21 protein-coding genes are annotated in these 21232 nt (G+C 66.1%); 9 read left to right on the top strand and 12 right to left on the bottom strand.

Annotated features, from left to right (window positions below):
* Window positions 1-7: 7 nt before the first annotated feature.
* The 6 genes from ACFWP0_RS07880 to ACFWP0_RS07855 form a co-directional block, all read right to left on the bottom strand.
* Complete coding sequence (locus ACFWP0_RS07880) at window positions 8-1765, bottom strand: L-aspartate oxidase (protein WP_377840982.1); 1758 nt, start codon at window positions 1763-1765, stop codon at window positions 8-10.
* Window positions 1766-1768: 3 nt separating this feature from the next.
* On the bottom strand, window positions 1769-2116 hold the full coding sequence (sdhC, locus tag ACFWP0_RS07875) for a succinate dehydrogenase, cytochrome b556 subunit (RefSeq protein ID WP_377841188.1): 348 nt from the start codon (window positions 2114-2116) through the stop codon (window positions 1769-1771).
* Window positions 2116-2451, bottom strand: a complete 336-nt coding sequence (locus tag ACFWP0_RS07870) for a succinate dehydrogenase (RefSeq protein ID WP_377840981.1) — start codon at window positions 2449-2451, stop codon at window positions 2116-2118. The genes sdhC and ACFWP0_RS07870 overlap by 1 nt, the downstream gene beginning before the upstream one ends.
* Window positions 2452-2454: 3 nt before the next feature.
* Window positions 2455-3177 carry a succinate dehydrogenase/fumarate reductase iron-sulfur subunit gene (locus ACFWP0_RS07865; RefSeq protein ID WP_377840980.1) on the bottom strand — a complete coding sequence of 241 codons (723 nt, stop codon included), beginning with the start codon at window positions 3175-3177 and terminating at the stop codon, window positions 2455-2457.
* Between the two features lie 34 nt (window positions 3178-3211).
* Window positions 3212-4837 carry a thiamine pyrophosphate-binding protein gene (locus ACFWP0_RS07860; protein ID WP_377840978.1) on the bottom strand — a complete coding sequence of 542 codons (1626 nt, stop codon included), beginning with the start codon at window positions 4835-4837 and terminating at the stop codon, window positions 3212-3214.
* Between the two features lie 138 nt (window positions 4838-4975).
* Window positions 4976-5884 carry a LysR family transcriptional regulator gene (locus ACFWP0_RS07855; protein ID WP_377840977.1) on the bottom strand — a complete coding sequence of 303 codons (909 nt, stop codon included), beginning with the start codon at window positions 5882-5884 and terminating at the stop codon, window positions 4976-4978.
* Window positions 5885-6103: 219 nt separating this feature from the next.
* Between ACFWP0_RS07855 and ACFWP0_RS07850 the strand changes: the two genes are divergently transcribed.
* The 7 genes from ACFWP0_RS07850 to ACFWP0_RS07820 all read left to right on the top strand — a co-directional run bounded on the left by ACFWP0_RS07850 (window position 6104) and on the right by ACFWP0_RS07820 (window position 13706).
* Window positions 6104-7102, top strand: coding sequence for a Bug family tripartite tricarboxylate transporter substrate binding protein (locus ACFWP0_RS07850; RefSeq protein ID WP_377840976.1), 999 nt, complete (start codon window positions 6104-6106; stop codon window positions 7100-7102).
* 28 nt (window positions 7103-7130) lie between these two features.
* On the top strand, window positions 7131-8153 hold the full coding sequence (locus ACFWP0_RS07845; protein WP_377840975.1) for a Bug family tripartite tricarboxylate transporter substrate binding protein: 1023 nt from the start codon (window positions 7131-7133) through the stop codon (window positions 8151-8153).
* A 121-nt stretch (window positions 8154-8274) separates the two neighbouring features.
* On the top strand, window positions 8275-10008 hold the full coding sequence (locus tag ACFWP0_RS07840; protein ID WP_377840973.1) for an acetolactate synthase catalytic subunit: 1734 nt from the start codon (window positions 8275-8277) through the stop codon (window positions 10006-10008).
* Window positions 10009-10038: 30 nt separating this feature from the next.
* A complete protein-coding gene (locus ACFWP0_RS07835) occupies window positions 10039-10785 on the top strand; it encodes an SDR family oxidoreductase (RefSeq protein WP_377840972.1) in 747 nt (248 codons plus the stop codon).
* 100 nt (window positions 10786-10885) lie between these two features.
* Window positions 10886-11641, top strand: a complete 756-nt coding sequence (locus tag ACFWP0_RS07830) for an SDR family NAD(P)-dependent oxidoreductase (protein WP_377840970.1) — start codon at window positions 10886-10888, stop codon at window positions 11639-11641.
* Between the two features lie 47 nt (window positions 11642-11688).
* Entirely contained in the window at window positions 11689-12654 is a 966-nt protein-coding gene (locus ACFWP0_RS07825; protein WP_377840969.1) for a tripartite tricarboxylate transporter substrate binding protein, read from the top strand.
* Between the two features lie 80 nt (window positions 12655-12734).
* Window positions 12735-13706, top strand: coding sequence for a Bug family tripartite tricarboxylate transporter substrate binding protein (locus tag ACFWP0_RS07820; RefSeq protein WP_377840967.1), 972 nt, complete (start codon window positions 12735-12737; stop codon window positions 13704-13706).
* A gap of 87 nt (window positions 13707-13793) precedes the next feature.
* On the opposite strand, the gene ACFWP0_RS07815 is transcribed toward ACFWP0_RS07820, so the two are convergent.
* Together ACFWP0_RS07815 and ACFWP0_RS07810 are read right to left on the bottom strand one after the other, a co-directional pair.
* Window positions 13794-14543, bottom strand: a complete 750-nt coding sequence (locus ACFWP0_RS07815) for a GntR family transcriptional regulator (protein ID WP_377840966.1) — start codon at window positions 14541-14543, stop codon at window positions 13794-13796.
* Window positions 14544-14630: 87 nt separating this feature from the next.
* The gene (locus tag ACFWP0_RS07810; protein WP_377840964.1) at window positions 14631-15017 is read right to left on the bottom strand and encodes a BlaI/MecI/CopY family transcriptional regulator; all 387 of its coding nucleotides are present in this window, start codon (window positions 15015-15017) and stop codon (window positions 14631-14633) included.
* A 313-nt stretch (window positions 15018-15330) separates the two neighbouring features.
* Here ACFWP0_RS07810 and ACFWP0_RS07805 point away from each other — a divergent pair, with 313 nt between their 5' ends.
* Complete coding sequence (locus tag ACFWP0_RS07805; RefSeq protein ID WP_377840963.1) at window positions 15331-17412, top strand: PIG-L family deacetylase; 2082 nt, start codon at window positions 15331-15333, stop codon at window positions 17410-17412.
* Between the two features lie 13 nt (window positions 17413-17425).
* On the opposite strand, the gene ACFWP0_RS07800 is transcribed toward ACFWP0_RS07805, so the two are convergent.
* On the bottom strand, window positions 17426-18034 hold the full coding sequence (locus ACFWP0_RS07800) for a LysE family translocator (protein ID WP_377840962.1): 609 nt from the start codon (window positions 18032-18034) through the stop codon (window positions 17426-17428).
* Between the two features lie 90 nt (window positions 18035-18124).
* Complete coding sequence (locus ACFWP0_RS07795) at window positions 18125-19045, bottom strand: aromatic alcohol reductase (protein ID WP_377840960.1); 921 nt, start codon at window positions 19043-19045, stop codon at window positions 18125-18127.
* A gap of 214 nt (window positions 19046-19259) precedes the next feature.
* Here ACFWP0_RS07795 and ACFWP0_RS07790 point away from each other — a divergent pair, with 214 nt between their 5' ends.
* A complete protein-coding gene (locus ACFWP0_RS07790) occupies window positions 19260-20159 on the top strand; it encodes a LysR family transcriptional regulator (protein WP_377840959.1) in 900 nt (299 codons plus the stop codon).
* Window positions 20160-20177: 18 nt separating this feature from the next.
* Here ACFWP0_RS07790 and ACFWP0_RS07785 read toward each other — a convergent pair whose 3' ends face one another.
* Together ACFWP0_RS07785 and ACFWP0_RS07780 are read right to left on the bottom strand one after the other, a co-directional pair.
* Window positions 20178-20510, bottom strand: a complete 333-nt coding sequence (locus ACFWP0_RS07785; protein ID WP_377840957.1) for a four-helix bundle copper-binding protein — start codon at window positions 20508-20510, stop codon at window positions 20178-20180.
* Window positions 20511-20538: 28 nt separating this feature from the next.
* Window positions 20539-21228, bottom strand: coding sequence for an RNA polymerase sigma factor (locus ACFWP0_RS07780; protein ID WP_377840956.1), 690 nt, complete (start codon window positions 21226-21228; stop codon window positions 20539-20541).
* Window positions 21229-21232 lie beyond the last annotated feature (4 nt).

Genomic DNA, 21232 nt, shown 5'->3' with positions numbered 1-21232 from the left:
CTCCTTTTCAAGCGGTGACTAGCGGCGGGGCGCCCGCCTCGTCGGCGATCAGCGATTCCCCGGGCCGCACGATATCGAACGACACCGGAACCATCTCCAGATGCAGCGCATCGCCGTCGCCGCCGGCCCGGACTTGCGTGTAGCAACTGGCGTGCAGTTCGCTGGTTTGCGGAAAGTCCTCGCGAAAGTGCGCGCCGCGGCTGTCTTCGCGGGCCAGGGCGGCCGTCGCGATGACGCGCGAGATGGTGGTGAGGCTGTCCAGGTTCAGCCAGTCATGCCAGGTCAGGTTGAAGCCGCGCTGCCCGTCCCGCACGCCGGTGGCGGCCAGCTCCGCCCGGTGAACGGCCAGTTTGTCCAGGCCGCGCTCGATGCCGGCTCGCGTGCGCAGCACGCCCACGTCGTTCCACATGGTTTTCGACAGCGCTTCGCGTTGCTCCACGAGCACGCCGCCCGAACGCGAAAAGGGAAACTCGGCCCGCGCCACGCCCGCCTCGATGGCGCGCTCGTCCGGGTCGCGCCAGGCGCCGTCGCCGCGCCTGATATAGGCCGCCATGGAATCGCCGGCTATGCCGCCGAAAACGGTGGAGTTGGCCACGCCATTGCCGCCCAGGCGATTCGCGCCGTGCACGCCGCCGCAATCCTCGCCGGCGGCGAACAAGCCTGGCGACGCGGTCGAGCAGTCCACTTCGAACTCCACGCCTCCCATCAGGTAGTGGGCCGTCGGCACGACCTCGACGCGGCCGCCGGCCAGGTCAAAGCCGCAGTCGGCGCAACGGTTCACCATGCCCGGAAAGGATTTGCGCACCTTGTCCGGCCCCAGGTGGTTCATCTGGATGTACACGCCGCCCATCGGGCTGGTGCGTCCGGCGCGCATCTCGGCGTAGATGCCGCGGCTGACGACGTCCCGGGTGGCGCGTTCGCCGTGCGCGTCGTAATTCAGCATGAAGCGCTCGCCCGCCCCGTTGAGCAGATAGCCGCCCGCGCCGCGCAGGCCTTCTTCAAGCACCGTGCCGGTCATGCGTGTGTCGGGACCGCCAAGCAGGCCCGTGGGGTGAAACTGCACCATTTCCATGTCGCGCAGCTTCAAGCCGTAGCGCAGGGCCATGGCCAGGCCGTCGCAGGTCTTCTCGCCGGACGGCGTGTGATAGAGAAACATGGTGGGTCCGGCGCCCGTGGCCAGCAGCACCGCCTTGGCCTGGACAAAGCGGTATTTGCCGGTGCGGATATCAATGAACAACACGCCCGAGATGCCCGAGCCGTCGCGCGCGGGCACCAGTTCGATGGCGCGGTGGTCTTCCATGGCGCGCGCGCCCGCGCCTCGCACCTGCTCCATCAGGCGGTTGATGATCTCGATGCCGGTCAGGTCCGATTTGTGGACCGTGCGGTCGAAACTCTGGCCGGCGAACGCCTTCTGGTGCAGCGTGCCATCGGGGTTGCGGTCAAAGAAGCAGCCCAGTTCGTTTTCCAGTTCCTGCACGCGTTCGATGGCGCCCTCGACCAGACGCCATGCCAGGTCTTGGCGGGGCAGCCACTTGCCGCCGGCAATCGTATCCATGAAATGGCGCTCGACCGAGTCGCCGGCCGACAGCGCGACGTTGTAGCCGCCCTGGACCATGCGCGTGCAGCCGCTTTTTCCCATCAGTCCCTTCACGGTCACCATGACTTCCAGCGAGGGGTCGGCCTGCTTGGCGTGCAGCGCCGCAAACAGGCCGGCTCCGCCCGAGCCCAGGATGAGGATGTCGGTTTTAATCCGCTCGATCTGCATGGTTCAGACGACTCCTGTCAGAAACACCGCCCCGACGACGACGGAGATCGCCGCCCCCCAGCTGATCCAGCCCAGGCGCGCATCGCGCAAAGAGGGCCAGGGAAGAAACTCAAGCACCAGCAGCCGGATGCCGAAGCAGAAGTGCACGCTGAGCAGCAGCACCAGCCCCCATTCGGCGAACTTGACGAGGGGAAGCTCGGAAAACCTGAGAAAGCGATCCAGCCTGGCCTCCCCTTCCAGCGCCAGGCCCAGCGCCAGAAAATGAAACGGCAGGAACAGCGCCAGCAGCAAGCCGGAGACGCGATGCCCGATGAACGCCCAATAGCCCTTGTGGTTCCTGACGGCCTTGATCATGACGCGAGCCCTCCGACAGCAACGACGGCGCGCGCGCCCAGGGCCAGCGCCACCAGCGCGAACACCAGGCTGATGCCATTGGCGGCGCGGTGGCTTGCGCGGCACCATTCGATCAGGACGTTGCGCACGCCGATAGGCGCGTGGATGGCCACGCACACGACGAAGGCCATGTAGAAGAGGATCCAGATCCAGTTCCCCTGCGTGCGGCCGAGAATCTCGGATGCGCTGAGCCCCCCGCGCACCGCATACAGGATCAGGCCCAGGTGCACCAGCACGAAGGGCGCCATCAGCATCGCCGTCAGGCGCTGCAGCGCGAACAAGGTTCTGTCCATGGCCTAGCCTCCCTTCAGCACCTGGAGCATCGCCCGGCGCTTCAGGCCGGCGATGCTGCCCGTCGGGCTCAGGCCGACGGGGCAATGCGTCATGCAGCTGCCCTGCGTATGACAGGAGTTGCAGCCGCCGTCCGCGGTGGCTTTGCGGATGACGTCGGCGATGCCCGCATGGCGCTCGTCGTTCACCAGCGTCCATGCGCGGTTCAATGCGGCCGGCCCCAGATAATTCTTGTCCCACTCGACGACGTCGCACGCGGCATAGCAAACGCCGCAGTTGATGCACTCGATGGCGGCGTCCGCCTGCTTGCGCTTGCGGCTGGCGGGGTCTATGCGCGCAGGCCGGTCCGCGCGGGTGGTGGTGCCGGCGAAACGGCCGCCAGCCTTGTCCCACTTTTGGAAGAACTCGGTCATGTCGACCACCAGGTCCTTGACGCGCGGCATGTTCCTCATGGGCTCGATGACCATGACGCCGTCTTTTGCGACGCGGCTGACGTGCGTGCGGCAGGTCCAGCGCGGCTTGCCGTTGACGGTCATGGCGCAGGAGCCGCAAACGCCGACCCGGCATGAAAACCGGTAGGCCAGCGTCGGATCCAGGCGGCGCTGGATTTCCGTCACGACGTCGAGCACGGTCTGGTTCTCTCGCGCCGGCACCGAATAGGTGACGAAGTTGCCGGTCGCATCGCCCCGGAAAATCTTGACGGTCAACACGTTTTGATCTGTTTCCATGGCTTCCTCTGCTGATGGGATACCGTGCCGGGCATCAATGGGAAGACGGCGCGGGCGAACCGTCCGTGCGAAAGACAGGCGCCGGGCGGCCGTCCATCTCGACGTTGACGCACGCCGGCCGATTGCTCTGGAGCGCGCCCGACAAGGCCGCGTCGAGATCGCCCGCGTGCAGCACCTGCGCGCCGAACGCGCCCAGGGCCTGGGCCGCCGCGTCGTAGCGCGCATGCGGGCTGAGCGTGCAACCGATCAGGCGGTCGGGGCCGTACTCGCGCACCTGGATGACGTGTTCCGCATTCCAGCGGTAGTCGTTGCCGACCACCGCCAGGAACGGGGCGTTCTCCCTGGCCGCGGTGTCGAACTCCGTGAGATGGAACCCGGCGGTGCCGTCGCCCATCAGCAAAACGACCGTGGCGTCCGGGCGCGCAATCTTTGCGGCGATGGCATAGCAAATGCCGCCGCCTATCGCCCCCGACATGCCGTTGATGACGCGCGTGGGGGCCGTGCAATACGCTTGCGCCCACTGGCCGAATTCCCCGCCATCGCACACAAGAATGGGGTCTGACGCCTGGTCCAGCACACGCTGCACGGCATCGCACAATGCGCGCGGGCTGATTTTTTCCGATTTGCCTTCGGGCGCGTCGCGCAGCGCACAGGATTGCGCGACGGCGGCGTTCCAGTCTTCCCGCGGCGCATGCCGCGCGGCCTCGGCAAGCGCCGCCAGCGTTGCATCCGCGTCGGCGCACACGCCGGCCGCCATGCGGTCGCCCAGCAATCGGCGCGCCCGTTCCAGCGCGGCCGGGTCCGGGTCGACAACGACGACCTTCGCTTCGGGATGCCACGAAGGCTGGCGGCCGAAGTCCACGGTGAAGTCGATGATCTTTCCGATCAGCAGGATCAGGTCGGCCTGCCTCAAGCTTTCGGCAAGGGCGCCAAGCGACGGGTCGCGCAGGCCGCGCGGGCTCTCCATCGGTATGGCCGGCGCGCCGGTGGATCGGCTGAAGCGTTCCAGCAGCGCAGGCGCGCGGCTCCGGTTGTTGGCGGGGCCAGTCAGCGCCAGCGGACGGGCGGACGCGGCGAGCAGGCGGCCTATCAGTTCGACGCTTTGGGCGTCGGGCTTCGCGCTGCGGCGTTCGGCAGGCATGGCGCCCGCAAGGTCCGGCTCGGCCTTCTGCGTCAGCAGATCGAACGGCAAGGCCACATGCACGGGGCCGGGGCGGCCGGACAGCGCTTCCGAGATAGCCCATGCAACGTCCCGTCCCAGCTCGCTCGCCTTGCGCGCGCGCCTGGCGTGCTTGACGAGCGCTTGGGTGATCTGCGTCTGCGCCAGCTCCTGGAAGGCCCCCATGCCATCGGCCTGCAAGGGCGAATCGCCCGACAGCAGCAGCACCGGGCTCTCGGCCATCCGGGCCGAATAAAGCGGCGCCAGCCCATTCGCGAGACCTGGGGCGGCGGTCAGGAGCGCCACGCCGACCTGCCCCGTGACCTGGGCCCAGGCATCGGCCATGTACACGGCAGCCGCTTCATGGCGCACATGGACGATGCGGATGCCGGCGTCGATGCAGGCGTCGTAGATCGGCATGATCTGGTTGCCCGAAAGACTAAAAATCGTCTTGACGCCGGCATCGGCCAACGACTGCGTGACTAGCGCTGCTCCTGACATGTCTTCTCCTGGCTGGCGGTTCTCGCCGCCTTTCGAGAAGAGTCTATTTATTTTTCTACTTTCAATCAATCTTTATTTACTTCAATAAATTTGAACATAAAGGGCGTGCGCATGCGCATGAAGCGACCGCCCGCGGCGTCACGCCGCGGAGTCGTCCCGCCGCCCGCCCTGCGCGAAGTAGTCCTTGATGACTTCCGTGAAGCGCATGCGCCGGTGCTGCTTGCGCTCCATCAGGCCGACCCGCCGCGCAACGTCAATGCTCGTGAAGTCCAGCACGCGCAGCGACTGGTCCCGCTCCCAGGCCACGTTGGCCAGTTTCGGCACAATGGAGACGCCCAGCCCCTGCCGCACCAGCTCGATGATGGTTTCCACCGAGTTCAGTTCCATGCTCTCTTGCGTGCGCACGCCGCTGCGCCGGATGACTTCCTCAACGAGCAGGCCAGTCCACGCGTTGTGATCGAAACGCAGGAAGGGCGCGGTCCGCAGGATATGAATGGGGTCGGATCCGGACGCCAGCGCGAAGTGCGGGCGCTGGGGCACGATGAGCACCATGGGCTCGCTGTATAGCGGCGTCCAGACCAGGCCGCTCGACATGGCGCGGGGCGGCTGGACGATGGCGGCGGCATCCAGCTCTCCGGTTTCGACGCGATGGGTGAAATCGCTGGAAAAGCCGGCCAGCAGGCGCACGTCCAGCCTGGGATGCTGCTGCTTGATCGTCCACAGGGCATCCGAGAATGCGCCCATCAGGGCCGATACCAGCGCTCCCATGACCACCGTGCCCTGCAGGCCCGGAAGCTCCGCCACGGCGGGCAGGGACTCGTAGCGACTGACGATTTCCTCGATTTCGGGCAGCATGCTGCGCCCCGTCGCGCTCAGCGACGCCGAGCGCGCGCCGCGGTCTATGAGACGGCATCGCAAGTCCTCTTCAAGGCTGCGTATCTGCAGGCCGACCGCCGCCGGCGTAAGCCCGATGTGCTTGGCCGCCGCCGCGAAGGTGCCATAGCGCGAGACGGCGAGAAAGGTCTTCAACGTGCGGATCGATGGCATCGCGGACTCGGCTATTTGATAAAGGAAATCTTTACCTTCCCGCGAAAATTACTAGCTTTCCACCGTCCATTCAATCGCCAATACTGTGTAGCCGCCCGCATGGCGCCATGCCATTGCAAGCGCCCATCATCGCCCCCGGCGGCATGCGTCGGCGCGCCTGGCGGCACAGATGTTGTCCGTAGAGACGACACCCAGTTGTATCCACGAAAGGAGACAGAAATGGGGTTACTTGCAGGCAGGCATCATTGGTCGCGCGCCGCCGCATCAGGGCTGGCGGCGCTTGCGCTCTGTACGTCCGCGGGGAGCGCGGGCGCGGCCAGCGACTGGCCCGACAGGCCCGTGCGCATGATTGTTCCGTTCGCCGCGGGAGGCGCGACCGATGTCATCGCGCGGGCGCTGGGCCAGCGCCTGGGCACGCTTTGGAAGCAGCCCGTCGTGGTGGAGAACCGCCCCGGCGCGGGCGGCATGGTGGGCGCGGAAGTCGTGGCCAAGTCCGCGGCCGACGGCTACACGCTGCTGATCGCATCCGGCAGCATGTTCACGGTCAACCCGCACATCTACAGCAAGCTTTCCTACGGCGCGAAAGACTTCAGCATGATCACCAAGGTCGCGACAGGCCCGATGGTCGTGGTGGTCAATCCCAGCGTGCCCGCGAAAAACATGGCCGAGCTGATCGCCTACGCGAAAACCCGCCCCAAGCAGCTCAACTTCGGGTCGGCCGGCATCGGCAGCCAGGTGCACATGGCGGGCGAGGCCTTGGCCGACAAAGCCGGAATCGAGCTCGTGCATGTCCCCTACAAAGGCGAATCCCTGGCCTATGCGGACCTGATGGCCGGCCACGTGCAGCTTGTGGTGGGCAACATCGCCGGCGTGACGCCGCTGGTCGCCAGCGGCAAGGTGCGGGCGCTGGCCGTGACCAGCGAACAGCGGTCGCCCATGCTGCCCGATGTTCCCACCAGCGGCGAATCCGGGATGCCGGGCTTCGAGATGGTCGGATGGTTCGCCTTGATGGCGCCGGCGGGCGTGCCCCCCAAGCTGATCGGCAAGATGCATAGCGATATCGCGCAGGCATTGGCCGACGAGAACACAAAGGCCGTCCTGCGCGCACAAGGCATGAACGCCTCGGTGACGACATCGGCGCAACTGACCGAGGCCATATCGGCGGAATCCGAGACGTGGTCCAAGGTAGTGGCGCGCCGCCATCTGAAAGCAGATTGAGCCCGCGTCCGCCAAGGAAGGAACAGCCATGACGACAAGAAAAGCCCGCCGCGAGGGCATCGCGGCGATGGCGGCGCGCGCAAGCGTCGCCGCATTGATGGTGTCCATCGCCTGCTTGGGCGCCGGCGCGCATGCCGCCGACAAGTACCCGGACCGCCCGATCACGCTCATCGTGCCGTTCAGCGCGGGCGGCGACGCCGACCTGGCCGCGAGAAACCTGGCCGCCAGCATGCGCGACACCCTGGGCGCAGCGATGGTCGTCGCCAACAAGGCCGGCGCGAACGGCTCGATCGGTTCAAAGTTCGTGCGCGACGCGGCGCCCGACGGCTATACCCTGCTGCTGGGCCGGGTGGGCTCGCAGGCGATCCTGCCCGCGCTGCAGGCGGACCTCGCGTACAAGTGGGACGACTTCACGTTCATCGGGGTTCTTGAACTGAACCCCATGGTTTGCGTGGTCAACGCAAAGTCGCGATACCAGAACCTCGATGATCTGATCGCCGCGATCAAGGCGAATCCGGGAAAACTCAACTACAGCACGTCGGGACCCGCCACGGTGCTGAACCTGGCGAGCCAGGCCCTCTTGAAATCCGCCAGCCTGCCCAAGACCGCCGCCGTGCCGGTCGCCTACAAGGGCGGAAACGAGGCGACGACCGCCGTGCTGTCGGGCGAGGTGGACTTCACCTGCAATAACCTGACCTCGCTGCTGGGCCATATCAAGGGCGACAAGCTGCGCGTCCTGGTGACCACCTCGCCCACGCGCTTGAAAGACCTGCCGGACGCGCCGACCGCCAGCGAACTCGGCCATCCGAAACTGGAAGCGGTCAGCGGCTGGAGCGCCCTGCTCGGCCCACCCGGCATGGACCGGGCCCTGCTGGAGAAATGGACGGGCCTGCTGCGCCAGGTGGACCAGAACGCGCAATGGCGCACGGCCGTCGAAACGCTAGGCTCCGTGCCTCGCATCCTGGAGCCCAAGGCCACGTCCGACTTCGTGAAGGACCAGGTGCGGCTGTACGGAGACCTGGGGCAGGCGTTGGGAATTCAAATCAAATAGCGTGGCCAGCCGCCGTCAGCCGACGGCGGCGAAAACAGGGGATTAGGGCTAACCAGTATTAATTTATAAAATAATTCACTTAAACTGCCTCCGGTACGACGGACAACTGCGGAGGCAATTCATGACCAATCCCCTGACGAAAACGGGCTTCACCAAGCAAGACACGGTGGCGCACGTGCTTGCGAATGCGCTGAAAAAACACGGCATCACACACTTCTTCGGCCAAAGCCTGCCCAGCATGTTCGTGCTGGCCGCCGAGCAGATCGGCATCAAGCAGGTGTCCTACCGCAGCGAGAATGCGGGCGGCTACATGGCCGATGCCTACGCCCGCATGAGCAACACGCCCGCCGTCGTGACCGCGCAGAATGGCCCGGCCGCCGCCCTGCTGGTGGCGCCTTTGGCGGAAGCGCAGAAGGTCTCCATCCCTGTGATTGCGCTCATCCAGGACGTCAACCGGGACCAGCACGACAAGAACGCGTTCCAGGACCTGGACCACATCGCCATGCTGGACTCGGTGTGCAAATGGGTGCGCCGCATCGACCAGGCCTCGCGCGTCGAAGACTACATAGACCAGGCGTTCGTGGCGGCCACGTCGGGGCGCCCCGGCCCGGTGGCGCTGCTGCTGCCCGCCGACCTGCTGCAAGAGCAGGCCGTGACGGCGCCCTTCAAGCGCACGGTCTCGCTGGGACGCTTCCCGCTGGACCGCCCCGTGGCCAACCCATTGGCCATGGAACAGGCCGTGGCCCTGCTCGCCGCCGCCAAGCGCCCCGTGATCGTGGGCGGCGGAGGCGTGCACGTGTCCCAGGCGGCACAGGAACTCGTGGACTTTGCCGATGCCATGAGCATTCCTCTGGCCACCACCAACATGGGCAAGGGCATCATCGCCGACAGCCACGAACTGGCGCTGGGCGTGATCGCCAACTGCCTGGGCCCCAATGGTTCCGGGCGCTACCTCAAGCCCTTCGTCAGCGAAGCGGACGTGGTGCTGCTGGTGGGCAACCGGACCAACCAGAACGGCACCGACAGCTGGGCCCTCTACCCCAAGAACGCCGCCTATATCCACCTGGACATCGATCCCCAGGAAATCGGCCGCAACTACGAAGCGCAAGTCCGTCTGGTGGGCGATGCCAAGGCGACGCTGCAAGCCATGGCCGAACTGGCCAAGGGCGCGGATACGAGCGCCCGCAAGGCGGCGCGCAAGGACGTGGCCGCCGGCATTCTGCGTGGCCGCGACAGGCACCAGAGCGAAGCGGCGCCTCTGCTGCAAAGCCATGATGCGCCCATCCGTCCGGAGCGCATCATGGCCGAGCTGGACGCCTTGCTGACCGCCGACGACACCGTAGTGGCGGACGCCAGCTACTCCACGCTGTGGGTGACCAACTACCTGAAGGTGCGCAAGTGCGGCCAGCGCTTTCTCACCCCCCGCGGCCTGGCGGGCTTGGGCTGGGGCATGCCCATGGCCATGGGCGCGCGCGTGGCCAACGAAGCCGGCACCACGTACTGCCTGGTCGGCGACGGCGGCTTTGGGCACGTCTGGTCCGAGATGGAAACGGCCGCGCGCATGGGTATCAAGGTGGTCACCATCCTCATCAACAACAGCATCCTGGGCTACCAGAAGCATGCCGAATGCCTGAAGTACGGCTCCCACACGACGGCGGTGAACTTCGCGCCGGTGGACCACGCCGCCGTGGCCCGCGCGGCGGGCCTGAATGGGGTGCGCGTGACCGACCCCGCCCAGATCCGAGAGGCCTTGGAGATGGCGGCGCAAAGCGGCAAGGGAACCCTGATCGAAGTGATCTGCACCGACCAGGCATATCCCCCGATCACCTTCTACAGCCCCGAGGCCCTGGTGTGATGGAGCAGCCCGCAATGTATGAGGTGACGTATGAGTAGGGTTGCATTGGTTACGGGCGCCGCCAGCGGCATCGGATTCGCCACCGGGGTGGAGCTGCTCAAGGCCGGGCACATCGTCTACTTCACGGACCGCCATCCCACGGATCTCGCGAAGATCGGAGAGCCGCTGCGCGAACGCGCCCACGCGGTGATCCTGGACCTGAACAGCTCGGCGGACATGCGGAAGGTGGCGGCAGACATCCTGGCCCGGCACGGCGGCATCGACATCCTGGTCAACAACGCCGGCATCACCATCAAGGGCGCCGACGGCAAGCCGCAAGGCTTGCTGGACGCCACGGAAGCGCAGTTCTTTGAAATCATGCGCGTCAACTCCCTGGCCTTGATGCAGATGACGCAGCTGGTGCTGCCCGGCATGATGAAAAAGAAGTGGGGCCGCATTGTGAACGTGGCTTCGCTGGCGGGTCGCAGCAAGTCCATCGTTTCCGGCCCGCTGTACATGATGAGCAAGTCATCGGTGCTGGGCCTGACTCGCGCCACGGCGGCGGAGATGGGCCCGCACGGCATCACCTGCAATGCGGTGGCGCCCGGCCGCGTGCTCTCCGCAATGACCGACAAGGCCGCGCCCGGCGTCAACGAAGGCTATGCCGCGCAAATCCCGGTGCGCCGCATTGGCGAGCCCATCGAAGTGGCCAGCGGCATCGCCTATTTGTGCAGCGAACACGCCGGATTCACCAACGGCGCGGTCATTGACATCAATGGCGGCTTTTTCATGAGCTGAACAATCGAAGGCGGCGTGCGCCGCCTTCGATTCCCAAGCCGCCGCCCGAGCGCGCTGTTCGCGCGCTTGCGGCATACGAAGGCAGACTTCAGGAGAAAAGATGGGCCAGGATAAATTGAATGTTGCTTTGATCACGGGCGCAGCAGGCGGAATTGGCGCGGCAACCGCCATGGAATTGCATGCCGCCGGCTTCAGGGTTGTCCTCTGGGATGTGACCGCCCGCTTTCCTACTGAGCCAGGCCCCGGCGATGAGCGTGTCCTGACCCAGGTCGTGGATGTCGCCGATGCCGCACAAGTCGACAAGGCGCTGGCCGCAATCCGGAAAAAATGGGGCGGCGTTTCCGTTCTCATCAATAACGCGGGGATCTCCCCCAAGACGCCCGAAGGGAAGGGACGGGGCATCATGGAGGTCGCTCCGGACGAATGGCAAAAGGTCCTGGACATCAACCTGACATCCCTGCTGACGCTGATTCAAAAGACGGCGCCCGACATGATGGCCCAAGGCTGGGGCCGCATCGTCAACCTGTCTTCGCAGGCTGCCCGCACCCGATCCACCGTGCCCGGCGTGGCTTACGTCTGCACGAAGACCGCCGTGCTGGGGCTGACGCGATACGCCGCCGATGAGCTCGGACCCTACGGCATCACCTGCAATGCCGTGACGCCTGGACGCATCGCGTCGCCCATGACCGCTTCCGCCGGCGCGGAAGTGACCGAACGGCTCAACAGCAACACGCCGCTGCGCCGCATGGGCACCCCCCAGGAGGTCGCCAAAGCCATCGCGTTCTTCTGCGCTCCCTCCGGCGAGTTCGTATCCGGAGCGGTCCTGGACGTAAACGGGGGCTTGTTCATGCAGTGACGCACAGGCGGTTTTCAACCGACCCATTACAACAAAAGGAGACAAGCATGAAATTGAAAGCCATGGGCCTGGCCATTGCGCTGGGCCTGCTCTCTGGCGCCGCCGCCCAGGCGCACGCGCAAGCCGGCTACCCCAACCGCCCCATCGAGTTGAGCGTGCCTTATGGCGCGGGCGGCGCGACCGACGTGATGGCGCGCAAGTTTGCGACCTTTCTGGAAAAGGAATTGGGCCAGACGATAGTCGTGCTGAACCGCCCGGGCGCCCAGGGCACGCTGCAGATGAATCAGCTGGCCAAGGCCAGGCCCGACGGCTACTCGCTGGGCGTGGCCGGCTACAACGCCCTGACCTATACGGTGCAGCGCATGTCCAAGCCGCCATTCACGGTCGACGACTTCACCTATTTCGGCGAGATCGGCACCTTCTCGTATGGCCTGGTGGTGCCCAGCAAGTCTGGAATCAAGAACATGGACGACTACATCGCCGCCAGCAAGCAGCCCAAGGGCATCACTTATGGCGTGACGGGCGCGCCCAACAACATCCCCTATGCCACGCTGAAGAAAACCACGGGCGGCACGTTCGAGGAAGTGAACTACAAGTCCGGCCTCGAAGCCGCCACGGCCGCGGCGGGCGACCACGTGGAGTCGGCGCTGCAAAACCCGCAAGACATCCTGCCGCTGGTGCAATCGGGCCAGGTTCGCCTGATTGCCTCCATGACCGACCAGCGCATCATGGGCCAGGAAAACGTGCCCACGGCGCGTGAGCAGGGCTATGACGTGCAGGTGTATAGCAGCCTGGGCCTGGCCGCGCCCAAGGGCATTCCTGAAGAGGTGCGCAAGAAGCTGCAGGACGCCACGCTGAAAGTGCTGCAAAACCCCCAGTACGTGGACTTCATGAAGACCCAGCACATGTACGTGAACCAGGTTGATGGCCCGGCCTTCCACGAAAAGCTGCGCAACGGCTACACGAGCATGGGAGCGTTCATCAAGGAAATGAATATCCCGATGCTCAACTGAGCGGGAGGCGCAAGGGGGGCAAGCCCCGCAAGGCGGCGTCTTCATGAACTGACGCTGACACCAAAGAGAGGAGAACAACCATGACGACGAGACAATTTCTTTTCGCGCTGGCCGCTGTGACGGCCGCCGCGTCGATGCCATTGCCTGCCGCCGCGCAGCAATCGCAGAATTACCCGGAGCGCGAGCTCAACATGTACGTGAACTATGGCGCGGGCGGCAATACCGACGTGGCCGCTCGCGGCCTGGCCAGGGGCATGGAGAACATCCTGAAAAAGCCCGTGGTCGTGCAGAACCGCGCCGGCGCGCAAGGCACGCTGGGCGTCTCCCAGCTGGCCAAGCAGAAGGCGGACGGCTACACCTTCGGCATCGTGACGTACTCCACCATCTCCATTACGCCGCACCTGATGAAGGTGGACTACACGGCGGACAGCTTTGACTTCGTCGCAGGCGTGGGCCGCTTCAAGTACGGCGTTGCCGTGCGCGCCGACTCGCCTTACAAGACGCTGGACGATCTGGTGAAGGCAAGCAAGGAAGGCAAGGGCGTTTTCTTTGGCGCGCCTTCGGCCCCGAACAACATCGCCATGTATGAGCTGGGCCGCAAGACCGGCGGAAAGTTCGAACAGGTCAGCTACAAGTCGGGCGCCGAGACCGTATCGGCGCTGCTCGGCGGCCAGGTCGATGTCATCGTGCAAAACCCGTCGGACATTGTCCCCCACGTGAATTCCGGAAAGATGCGCATGCTCGCCAGCGCCAGCCCCATGCGCTGGACGGAACTGCCCGACATCCCCACGATGAAAGAGCAAGGCTATGACGTGGAAGTGGACTCGTGGCTGGGCCTTGCATTTCCCAAGGGCGTGGACAAGGGCGTGCGCGACAAGCTGGAACGCGTCGCCATGAGCGCCCTCAAATCGCCCGAGACATCGCAGGTCTTTGTGCTGGGCGGCATGGAACCCGTGGCGGTCAATGGCGCCGAGTACCGAAAGATGCTGATCGAAGGCCGCGAATTCATGGGTCAGGCCATCAAAGCGGCCAACATTCCCACCAACCAGTAAGTCACCGGCGGCCGCCGAAGCCGGCGCAGGCCGGCTTTGGCGGGCTTTGGCGGGCTTTCGGCCACGCCAGCCTGGACCGCGGCGGGATTATTCGCCCTGCTGCAATTGCCGGCCCACGCGCTGGCGGTCGCGCACCAGTTCCATTTTCTTGAAAGGCTGCACGGTGAGCGCCTCGGGGCTGAGCTTTTTGTGCAGCACTTCCATGATCCTGGTGCCGGAACTGGCCAGGTCGCGGATCAGGGCGCTCTCCAGCAGCAAGGCATTCCTGGTCTTTAGCGCCACGAGTATGTCCTCATGCGGATGCGTGCCGCTGAAGACGGAGGGCGAACCCGCTTCGTAAAGGAATCCCACGCTGGGGCCCGTGATGGCCCACAGGGTCTGGATCATGGTCTTGAGGTAGGACTTCTCTTGCATGCGGCACAAGGCCATATGAAACAGCGCGTTCTGCTTGAGCTGGTTGCGCACATCGCCCCGGGATTTGGCTTTCACCAGCGCCTGGTGGAATTTTTCCAGTTGGGCGATATCCTTCGGCGTCCAGCTGTCGAGGGTTTGCAGGGCGGCCATGACCTCCAGCTTGGTGCGGATGGCGCGCACTTCCGTCAGGTGCTCGACGGAAGGTATGGGCACCCGCACGCTGAAGCCCCGCTGGCCGATCAGGATGTCCTTGGCCACCAGCTGCAGCAGCGCCTCGCGGATCGGCGTTTGGCTCATGCCCTGAAACGCCTCGTCCTCCAGCAGCTCGCGCAGTTTGAAGGTGTGGCCCGGCATGTACTCGCCATAGGTAAGCTTGGCGATCAGCGTTTCCCGAACGGTATCCGTGTGATTGACTTTGGACATGGTGAACCCCAGGTGCAAGCCCTGATGCGGGGCTATGCATTATTTTATAATAAAATGAAACAACGGAAGACTGCCGCGCCTCCAGGCTCAGGACTCTTCACCACGCAGCAGTTCCTCGATCTCCGCGCGCTCCTGCTTGCTCACATGGCCATCGCGCAACGCCGCCAGCACCAGCGCCTTGCCGGAACCGGCAAAGGCCTTGCGGATCAGGTCTTTCACCAGCCCGCCCTGTGTCGCCTTCTGGCTCTGGGCCGTCGCGTACACATGGGAACGCTCGCTCTCGTCCCGCTTCAGCAAGCCTTTCGCATGCATGATCTGCATCAAACGCAACACATTCGCGTAGGTCAGATCATCCCGGCCGGACGACATGGCGGCGTGGACCTGCTTGACCGTGGCCGGACCGATTTGCCATATGGCCTGCAGCACGCCGAGTTCGGCGCTGGTGGGTTTGACGGAGGCGGGCGGATGAGTCATGGCGGATCGGCGCGGCGGGTGTTTCGTAACTGAAGACTCGTAGAATATTTTTTCTAGATTAGTTTGTCTAGAAAAAACTTTCTATGCCGCTCGCGCCATTGCCCAATATTGGCGCTCGCCATTCGCACCCGGAGCGCCGCCCGCCCGAAGAATCGGCATGGCCGAGCAGCGCCCGCAAGGCAGCATCGCATTGCATTCGGACACCATATCCAACACGCCATCCGGCCTCCTCCGCCGGCAAACGCCTCCCCGCCGCTATACTTTCGGGACTTTTAATCCCCTCCGCGCTGCACCTGTCTGCAGCGCCTTTTTTATGCCCGCTCTGATGGCCTTGCTGCGTCCTGTTGGCCAGGCGCTATGTTTTGTACTCGCCGCCCTGGCCTGCGGCCAGGCGTCAGCCGCCCCTCCGTCGCTGGCGCAATGCCACGGCATCAAGGATCTGGTTTTCATCGCCCATCTGGATGACGACCTGCTGTTCATGAATCCGGACGTCGCCTCCAACATCGAGGCAGGCGGCTGCGTGCGCGTGGTCTACCTGACCGCCAGCGATGCCGGCGAAGGCGAAGGCTATATGCTGGGCCGAGAGCGCGGCGTGCGCGCCGCCTATGCCTATATGGCGCGCAAGCCCGATCTCTGGAAGGAGGACGCCGGAATCGCCGACGGGCGCCAGATTGCGCGCTTTACCCTGCAGGACAACCCCCGCGTGCAGCTCTGGCACATGCGCCTGAAAGACCCCTGGCTGGGCAACGGCTGGGGCAGCCTGACGCCGCTGAGCCGCACCGAATCCGAACCCGGGCAAAGCGTCGACACGCTGGGCCCCCATGCCGAGGTCTACACGCGCGCGCAGCTGATCGATACCCTGGCCGAATTGATCCGCCAGTATGGCCCGACCACGGTGCGCCATCTGGACGACACGATCGTCGTTCCGTATACGCAACTGTGCTGGCGCTGCGCCGGACACGGCCATCCGGATCACATCGCCAGCGCGCGGCTGGTGCGCGAAGCCATGCTGCGCGCGCCCGGCAACTACGCCGAGACGGGCTATATCGACTACCCGAGCCAGGAGCGCGCCAGCAACCTGACCGAGGCCGAGATCGCCAGCAAATCGGTGATCTTCCAGCACTACGCCTGGAACGACTATCACTATTGCGCCGGGCCCACCGGCTGCAAGGAGCCCGCCGGGCCGGCGGCCGCGTGGGTGCAGCGCGCCTATTACGTGTCGCGCCAGGACATCGCGCCGCAGCTGTACCCGGATGGACGCGGCGGCCTTGTGGTGTTTGCCGCCGGCGAAACCAATGCCGCCGTCAATCGTTGGGATTCCGGCCAGGGCCGCTGGCAAAGCCTGGGCGGGCGCACCAGCGGCCCGCTGGTCTCGTTTGCCCACGCCGACGGCACGGCCGGCCTGATGGCGCGCGACCCGCTGGGCGGCGTGTGGGCCAACAAGCAGCGCCATGACGGCACCTGGCAAGGATGGCAAGCGCTGGGCGGCTTGCGCGTGACCCAGATCCCGGCCGTGGCGCCGCGAGGCGAAGCCGCCGCCGTGGCGCTGGGCTATGACGGCCTGCTCCACTGGATCGCGCCGTCGGGCATCGACGGCAGCTGGAGCACCTGGCAAGCCCTGCCGCTGCTGGAAGGCGCCACCGGCGCTCCCGCCGCGGTGCGCGGCGCCGACGGGCGCTACGTCATCTTTGCCGCCGCCGCCGGGGGCGAGCTCTTCTACACGCGGCAACTACCGGCCGCCAAAGGCCAACGTCCCGAATGGCAAGGCTGGCGCCGCGTGCCGGCGCCGGTGGCGGCCGGCGGCCTGGCAGCCATCCGCAACCATGAAAACCGAGTCGAACTCTACTTCCGCGAGCGCGGCAACAACCACCTGACCAAGCTGGTGGAAACTGGCGACACCACCGACCTGGACATGGACTGGAGCGCGCCGACCGATATGGGCATGCCCTACATCGGACGCCCGGCCGTCAACGCCGATGCGCAGGGCAATGTCATTCTCGCGCTACTCGAACGCGCGGGCGGAAAGCTCTGGCTGGTCGAGCACGGAAAGTCGGCCAAGCTGGACGCCGAGGCCGCGTCGCCGCCGGCGATCAATATCATCGACCGCACGCTGTATATCGTTGCGCGCGCCGCCGGCGGGCCGCAACGCTACCAGGTGCTGTCGCGCCGCGACGGGGCCTGGGCGGGGAACCTGACCCTGGACGGCGTGCCCGCCACCGGCGGCGGCGCGTTCGCGGCCATGGCCGCGCGCCCGGCGGACCTGCCCAACCTGGGCGCCAGCAACACCAACAGCGCCGTGGTGGTGCGCCCTTCCCCGACCCAGCCCGACACGCTGACCGTGGAACGCATGCCGACCCAGGCCTCGCGCACGGCGACGCCGACCAAGTTGCAATAAGGCCGGGGAAAAGTCAGGAGCCCGGCAGTGCCGCGCCCATGGCGGCAAACAGGCCGCCGCACACTTTGTTGAAGCGCCGGCCGGTGCGCTCCAGCCAGGGGCGCACGCGGTGCGCCAGCCGCGCCAGCACGTATTCGACCAGGAACTCGATGACGGCGAAGGTGCCGGCCATGATCGCGAACTGCGTGAACAGGCTGCGCGCCGGGTCGATGAACTGCGGCAGGAACGCGCCGTAGAAGAGCAGCGCCTTGGGATTGGAAATGGCTGACAGCAAACCCTGGCTGAACATGCGGGCCCGGCTCGTGCGCAGCGCCTCGGGCCCCGGACGCAGTTGCACGCCGGGCGAGCGCCAGAGCTGAATGCCCAGCCAAATCAGATAGGCGCCCCCGGCCCACTTCAGCACCGTCAGCGCCGGCCCCCAGGCCTTGAGCAGCGCGCTGATGCCCAGCATGGACAAGGCGATCAGGGCGATGAAGCCCACCGCGCCGCCGGCAATGGTGCACAAGGCCTTGCGGTGGCCGTGCAGCGCGCCGTGAGTGAGCGCGAGCAGGGTGTTGGGGCCGGGCGTGACCGACAGGCCGATGACCGCGACCAGATAGATGAGCCAACTATGCAGCGCCATGGCGGAAGGCTGGAGAGTGATGGGGAGGCCAGTCTAGCGCCGGCGGGCCGGGCGGGGCAAATGGCTCCGGACTCAAAAATGGCCCCGGACTCAATGGAGATGGTCGCGCAGCCATTGATCCAAGCCGCAAACGGCGATGCCGCGCTGGGCGTTGAACGTTTGCGCCTTGTCCCAGGCCACGCCGCGCCCCTCGGCGAACACGGCGCGGTACTTGCGCAATGCGTCTTCCGGATCGGCGGCCAGCTGGCGTTTCAGTTCAGGCACGGTCCATTCGTGGCGGCGGACCTTGACGCCGCGCGCGCGATCCAGGGCGTCGGCCACCTGGCGGTAGGTGACGGTATCGCCGGCGACATGCACCGCGCGGTTGGCGATGCGCGGCTCGGCGAACAGGATCGCCGCCGTCAGGGCGCCGATGTCCTCGGCGGTCGTGATGGTAACGGCGGTGTCCCAGCTGCCCAGCGCGTTCACGGTATTGGCCGCCAGGTCGACCACGCCGAAGGCCGGTTCGAACAGGAAGCTGGTGAACATGCCGGTGGAAACAATGACCCATTCGGTGCCCTGCTGCGCCCGCAGCATATCGCGCACGTCCAGCTGTTCGTCGAACAGGTCCTGCGGGCTGCCCCGCCCAATGACGTCGTAATCCACGCCGAATTGCCACGGCACAAAGCGCTGGACGCCGGCGTCCAGCGCGGCGCGCGCGATCTTGCGCTGCACGCCCGGGCCGCCGACGAATCCCGTGCACGGGATCACGGTATCGAAGCGGCTGAATGTGGCGGCGAGTTCGGCGCCGGATTGCGCGGCCAGGTCGCCTTCGACGATATCGACGCCCAGGGCGCCCAGGGCGGCCAGGTCGTGCCGCTTCGCCGTATCGGCGGATGCGGCGGTCGACGGACGCAACAGGACCGAAAGGGAAGCGCCGGCGGCGCGTTCGACGTGCGGCGCCAGATGGCGCAGCACGGCCATGCCGAGTTGGCCCGCGCCCAGGACCAGGATGGCGTTGTTGTCAGACATGAAAAATCCCGTTAGCAAATGGGTGTTTGGAGATGCGCCGCTACGCAAACATGCGGCCCTGAAGTGGCTTTCAGTGTAGGAGCGCGCAATCCGCCCATTGTTCGCCGCGCTTGAATACACAACGCGCGGACAGCGGGTGCGCCGGGCCGGCCGCATTGCTAACATCGGGGCTCCCCGCCGAATACGGCGCACGCACTATCGGCAGGCAAGGCTTATGGACAAACTTCAAGCGATGGCAACGTTCGTGCGGGTCGTCCAGGCGCGCAGCTTCAGCAAGGCGGCCCAGTCCCTGGGCATGCCGCGTTCGTCGGTAACGACGATGATCAAGAACCTGGAGGCCCACCTGGGCACGCCGCTGCTCCGGCGCAGCACGCGCAGCCTCAGCCTGACGGAAGCGGGCGGGCGCTATCTGGCGTCGTGCCAGGCCATCCTGGCCGATATCGCCGACGCGGAAAACGACGTTTCCGCCGCGGTCCAGGCGCCGCGAGGACGGGTTCGCGTGGACATGCCGGGCACCATCGGACGGGCGATCGTGGTGCCGAGGCTGCTCGAATTCGAGGCGCGCTATCCGGACATCGAAGTGGTGATGGGCTTGAGCGACCGGCCGGCTGACCTGATCTACGAAGGCATCGACTGCGCGATCCGCAGCGGCGCGCTGGCGGATTCGGCGCTGGTGGCGCGCAAGCTCGGCCAACTGACCTGGCTGACCTGCGCGTCGCCCAAATACCTGGCCCGCTTCGGCGAGCCGGATTCCGTGACCGCCCTGGAAACGCACCGGGTGGTCAACTACCTGTCCTACGCCACCGGCCGGCCGCTGGACTGGCGTTTCCGCGTTGACGGCGAAGCCGTGGCGGTTGCCCTGCCCAGCCGCTACGCCGTCAACGAGACCGAGGCCTATCTGCACTGCGGCCTGGAGGGCCTGGGCCTGATCCAGCTCTCCGAACTGGCTGCGTCCGTCTACCTGCGTAGCGGTCGCCTGCGGGAAGTGCTGGCGGACGCCCGCTGCGCCCCGATGCCGATTTCCATCGTCTATCCGCAGGCCCGCGCCACGGCGGCGGTCAAGACGTTCGTGGATTGGGTCATCGAGATTGCGCGGCCCGAGTTGGCGGGCTGAACCGGCGCGCGCGGCGCCTCAGGCCGCCATCCGGGCACACGAATCCGCGCACTGCCGGCAGGCGCGGGCGCACTCCCGCATGCCTTCCATGCCCTCGCAACTGGTTGCGCAGTCATCGCACAGCATTGAACAGGCGCCGCAGACGAATTTCTGGTTTTCCACCCCCACGAGCATCGCGTGCGCCGCAGTCCGGCAAAGCTCGGAGCACGCCACCAGCAGGCGGAAATGCCGGGGTTCGACATGCTCCCCGCCCGCTTCCAGACAATGCCCCATTGCGGTTTGCACACAGCGCCGGTAGCAGGCAAGACAGCTGTCTATACATCGCTCCATCTCAACAGAATCAGGTTCCATGGTCCGCTCCTTTCGCGCGTGGTGCTGACTAGTCAGCACGTGCCATGCCTGAAACTTTTTCGCAGTGCCGCAACGCCTGGCGCAGCGCGGTGTCCACAGACCGCAGCGACATGCCCAGCCATTCGGCGGCATCGCCGCGGCTGCGCCCCTCCACCCGCAATGCGATCAGCACGGCGAGCTGCCGCCGGGGCAATCCCTCCATCACCCGGGACAACGCCGACAGGGCCGACCGGCCCTCGGCCACGTCCTGCGGGCCCGGATTCTCGTCAATCAACTCGGGGAGCCCGGCGCCCGGGTCATCCAGCGACTGCCACGACGCCTGCGCGCGAAGGCGGTCCACGGCCAGATGGCAGGCCATGCGAAACACATAGGCGTCCGCCTCCCGCACCTCTGCGGCCACCGGCCGCGCCAGTCGAAGCCAGGTATCGTGCAGGCACTCGCGCGCCAGGTCGGCGCAGCCGAGCCGCCGGGCAAGCCGGCCATGCAGCGCCGCGTAACTGCCGCTCAGGTGCTCGCGCAGGCGCGCCGCGGTGTCGATGCCGGCGGCGTGGCTTGCGAGCGCCTGCCTGGGCCCGTTCGCCGTGTCGCCATGCAGCGCCGCCGCCTGCGGGACAGGCCATGCCAGGGAACGCGGCGCGCGCCGCGCATCGCTTTCGCGCCACGGCGGCGGCGCGGCGGGAGCCGGCGGCCGGCTTGCGGTCGATATCGGGTTCATCATGTTC

It is taken from the genome of Achromobacter sp. NPDC058515 (assembly GCF_042721735.1).
In the GTDB taxonomy this organism is placed as follows: Bacteria; Pseudomonadota; Gammaproteobacteria; order Burkholderiales; family Burkholderiaceae_B; genus Achromobacter.
The sequence above is the reverse complement of the archived record's forward strand: the minus strand, read 5'-3'. Positions and strand labels throughout refer to the sequence as shown.

Coding starts and splice junctions, on each gene's coding strand:
- ACFWP0_RS07880 (WP_377840982.1), bottom strand. CDS start 1,765: ATGCAGATCGAGCGGATTAAAACCGACATCCTCATCCTGGGCTCGGGC.
- ACFWP0_RS07870 (WP_377840981.1), bottom strand. CDS start 2,451: ATGGACAGAACCTTGTTCGCGCTGCAGCGCCTGACGGCGATGCTGATG.
- ACFWP0_RS07865 (WP_377840980.1), bottom strand. CDS start 3,177: ATGGAAACAGATCAAAACGTGTTGACCGTCAAGATTTTCCGGGGCGAT.
- ACFWP0_RS07860 (WP_377840978.1), bottom strand. CDS start 4,837: ATGTCAGGAGCAGCGCTAGTCACGCAGTCGTTGGCCGATGCCGGCGTC.
- ACFWP0_RS07855 (WP_377840977.1), bottom strand. CDS start 5,884: ATGCCATCGATCCGCACGTTGAAGACCTTTCTCGCCGTCTCGCGCTAT.
- ACFWP0_RS07850 (WP_377840976.1), top strand. CDS start 6,104: ATGGGGTTACTTGCAGGCAGGCATCATTGGTCGCGCGCCGCCGCATCA.
- ACFWP0_RS07845 (WP_377840975.1), top strand. CDS start 7,131: ATGACGACAAGAAAAGCCCGCCGCGAGGGCATCGCGGCGATGGCGGCG.
- ACFWP0_RS07840 (WP_377840973.1), top strand. CDS start 8,275: ATGACCAATCCCCTGACGAAAACGGGCTTCACCAAGCAAGACACGGTG.
- ACFWP0_RS07835 (WP_377840972.1), top strand. CDS start 10,039: ATGAGTAGGGTTGCATTGGTTACGGGCGCCGCCAGCGGCATCGGATTC.
- ACFWP0_RS07830 (WP_377840970.1), top strand. CDS start 10,886: ATGGGCCAGGATAAATTGAATGTTGCTTTGATCACGGGCGCAGCAGGC.
- ACFWP0_RS07825 (WP_377840969.1), top strand. CDS start 11,689: ATGAAATTGAAAGCCATGGGCCTGGCCATTGCGCTGGGCCTGCTCTCT.
- ACFWP0_RS07820 (WP_377840967.1), top strand. CDS start 12,735: ATGACGACGAGACAATTTCTTTTCGCGCTGGCCGCTGTGACGGCCGCC.
- ACFWP0_RS07815 (WP_377840966.1), bottom strand. CDS start 14,543: ATGTCCAAAGTCAATCACACGGATACCGTTCGGGAAACGCTGATCGCC.
- ACFWP0_RS07810 (WP_377840964.1), bottom strand. CDS start 15,017: ATGACTCATCCGCCCGCCTCCGTCAAACCCACCAGCGCCGAACTCGGC.
- ACFWP0_RS07805 (WP_377840963.1), top strand. CDS start 15,331: ATGCCCGCTCTGATGGCCTTGCTGCGTCCTGTTGGCCAGGCGCTATGT.
- ACFWP0_RS07800 (WP_377840962.1), bottom strand. CDS start 18,034: ATGGCGCTGCATAGTTGGCTCATCTATCTGGTCGCGGTCATCGGCCTG.
- ACFWP0_RS07795 (WP_377840960.1), bottom strand. CDS start 19,045: ATGTCTGACAACAACGCCATCCTGGTCCTGGGCGCGGGCCAACTCGGC.
- ACFWP0_RS07790 (WP_377840959.1), top strand. CDS start 19,260: ATGGACAAACTTCAAGCGATGGCAACGTTCGTGCGGGTCGTCCAGGCG.
- ACFWP0_RS07785 (WP_377840957.1), bottom strand. CDS start 20,510: ATGGAACCTGATTCTGTTGAGATGGAGCGATGTATAGACAGCTGTCTT.
- ACFWP0_RS07780 (WP_377840956.1), bottom strand. CDS start 21,228: ATGATGAACCCGATATCGACCGCAAGCCGGCCGCCGGCTCCCGCCGCG.